Raw genomic sequence first — 3,004 nt, forward strand, 5'->3', positions numbered from 1 at the left:
GCTCTCGGGCGGGGTGTCGGCGAGTTCGGTGGCCGGTTCCGGCGCCGACGTCGGCGCTGGGACGGCGGGGGCCGTCGGTTCGGTCTCTCGCGCTTCCGGCTCCGTGGGGGGCGGTGGAGAAGTTGTGGAGGACTTCCCGGTCGGGTTCCGCCCGCGCGCCGAGTTCCACAGCGAGGCCACGCGTCCGCCATCCAGACCGAGCGCCACGGTGGTGCCGAGGCCCGCGACGGCGAGGAACACGACGCAGGCCGCGATGAGCCCGGCCCGGCCACGGCGGGGAGCGGGCTCATCCAGGAAGTCGTGGGGCTCGGTGGGGCGGCCGGAGGCGCGCGCCCCGTTGGAGCGGGTGGGGGGCGTGGACTGCTTGCGGCGGGACGAAGGCGAGCGGCGGACCGCAGGCGTGTTCTCCGGCGCTTCATCCGAAGGAAGGGACGGCACGCGGGAGATGGAGGTTTCGTTGTCGCTGAGCGACGCGGAGAGCGCGTTGTGCGGCAGGGTGACGCGCATGCTGTCCTGGGTGGACGCACGCGGAGGCCGGGGGCGGGAGTCTTCAGCACCGCCGTTCGCCGCGTCGCGCGGTGGCCGAGGCCGTGAGTCTTCAGCGGAGCCATTCGCGGCGTCACGTGAAGGCCGGTGCCGTGCGTCCTCGGTGCTGCTGTTCACGGCATCGCGTGCGGAACGACTTCGTGCGTCCTCGGTGGACCCATTCGCGGCGTCACGTCCGGAGCGTCCTCGTGCGTCCTCGGTGCTGCCATTCGCGGCGTCGCGTGCGGAGCGCCCTCGTGCGTCTTCAGCGGATCCGTTCGTGCTCTCGCGTGGAGCCCGGGACCGCGCGTCTTCAGCGGATCCGTTCGCGTTATCGCGTGCGGAGCGCGTCCGTGCGTCTTCAGTGGATCCGTTCGCGGCGTCACGTCCGGAACGGCCCCGTGCGTCCTCGGTGGATCCATTCGAGGCATCGCGTGCGGAGCGGGCCCGTATGTCTTCAGCACCGCCATTCACGGCCTCGCGCGGAGGTCGTGGACGGGAATCGTCAGCGCTGCCGTTCGCGACGTCGCGCGTGGAACGGACGCGTGTTTCTTCGGCACTGTTGTTCGTGGCCTCTCGCGGAGGCCGTGGACGGGAGTCTTCCGCGGATCCGTTGAAGGCTTCGCGTGGAGGCTTCGGACGCGCGTCCTCGGTGGATCCATTCGCGGCGTCGCGTGAAGGCCGGTGCCGAGCCTCCTCGGCGCTGTTCGCGGCATCGCGCGCGGAGCGCCCCCGCGCGTCCTCGGAGCCGTTGGCGTGGTCCCTCGTGGACCGCGCACGGGGCTCCTCCGGAGGCACGAAGACCGGAGGCTCCCGGGTGCCGCGTGCCTTCGGGTCCTCCGCGGGCTGCGAACCCACGCGGGACAGGGGCGTGAGGATCGTCTCTCCCTCGACGTAGCCGGGGGAGGTCGTGACGGTGGACGGCGTGATGCGCAGGACCGGATCCAACACCACGGGCGGCAGGGCTGGCTGCGTGCGCACGCCGGGGTCGGAATCCTCGGGGCTCTCGTTCAGCACATCGTGCGGCGGACGATGCGGCTCCGTGATGGGGGACGTGACCCGGCGCGACGGCGGGAGCGCGGATGCCGGCTTCCGCACGGCGAGCTCTTCCGTCGTGTTGCGGCGGCCCTGTGCATTCGCGGGCGGCGGGGAGGCCTTGGCCGGCGCGGGCGGCTTCACCGGCGCGGACGGACGCGGCGGCAGCGCGGAGGAGATCTGCGGCAGGCCGGTGGGGGGGAGTGTGGCCGGTTCCGGCAGCTCCGCGCCCCGGGCCAGCACCTGCGCGACCTGCGTCTCGCTGGAGGTTCCGTCCCCGGTCGACTGGCCGCTCATGAGCAGCAGGCGGGTCTGGTCGCGGCGCTCGGAGAACAGGCGCAGCATCAATTCGCTGCTCTGTTCGGGGTGCCAGATGCGCGGGCCCACGGCGCGCTCGATGGCGCGGGCGAACTCCAGCGTGGTGGCGTAGCGGTCCTCGCGCCGCTTCGCGAGCGCCTTGAGGACGATGGCGTCCAGCTCCGGAGGAATCTGCTTGTTCACGCGTGAGGGCGCCGTCACCTCGCCGCTCAGCACCGCGTTCATCATCGCGTCGGCGCTCTTCGCGTAGAACAGCCGCATGCCGGTGAGGCACTCGTGCAGCACCACGCCCAGGCTGAACAGGTCGCTGCGGGCGTCCAGCGGGTCGCCCATGATCTGCTCCGGCGACATGTAGCCGCTGGTGCCCTTCACCATGCCCACGGCGGTGCGGCCCGCGCGGGCCAGGCTCTTGGCGATGCCGAAGTCGAGCAGCTTGGTGACGCCTTCGTACGTCACCATGATGTTCTTCTCGGCCACGTCCCGGTGCACCACGGGGGACGGCCGGCCGAGCGGGTCCGTGAAGGCGTGCGCGTAGTTGAGCGCCACCGCCGTGTCGCGCACCGCCATCAGGCTCAAGCCCATGGGGATGGGCTCGTGGGCGGAGCGGCACGCGCGGGCCACCTCCACCAGCGTGGCGCCCGGCACGAACTCCATCGCGAGGAACAGCTCCCCGTCCGCCACGTCCAGGTCGTACACGTGCGCGATGTGGGGGTGGTTGAACGCGGCCGTCACCTTGGCCTCGTCCAGGAACATCCGGACGAACTCCTCCTCGCCCCGGATGTCGGGGAGGATCTGCTTCAGCACCACCATCTTGCGGAAGCCGGCGAGCCCCTTCTGGGCCGCGAGGAAAATCTCCGCCATCCCGCCCGTGGACAGGCGGCAGAGCACCTCGTACTTGCCCAACACCCGGCCGCGGAACCCGTCCGGAGTGAGCGTCAGCGTCGTCCCAGCCATTGAAGGGGTCCGACTCTACACCTGTGAAGGGAGGGTCGCGAAAGGCCCGGACCCCGGTTTCTGGGCAGATGCCAGGGTTTACGGGGATGGGGCCTCCGTCCGGGTGAGGACAGGGCCTCCGCGAAGTGTCCGACACCGGAGAGGTGGTGCGCGGGGAGGGGCGGAGGAGGCG

1 protein-coding gene is annotated in these 3,004 nt (G+C 71.5%); it reads right to left on the reverse strand.

Annotated elements, in window-relative coordinates:
* Window positions 1-2,832 (reverse strand): protein kinase domain-containing protein (locus tag D7Y13_RS40345; protein WP_120631014.1); only part of this gene is annotated, 2,832 nt, incomplete at its 3' end.
* Window positions 2,833-3,004: the final 172 nt, after the last annotated feature.

The organism is Corallococcus praedator (assembly GCF_003612125.1).
GTDB classification, from domain to species: domain Bacteria; phylum Myxococcota; class Myxococcia; order Myxococcales; family Myxococcaceae; genus Corallococcus; species Corallococcus praedator.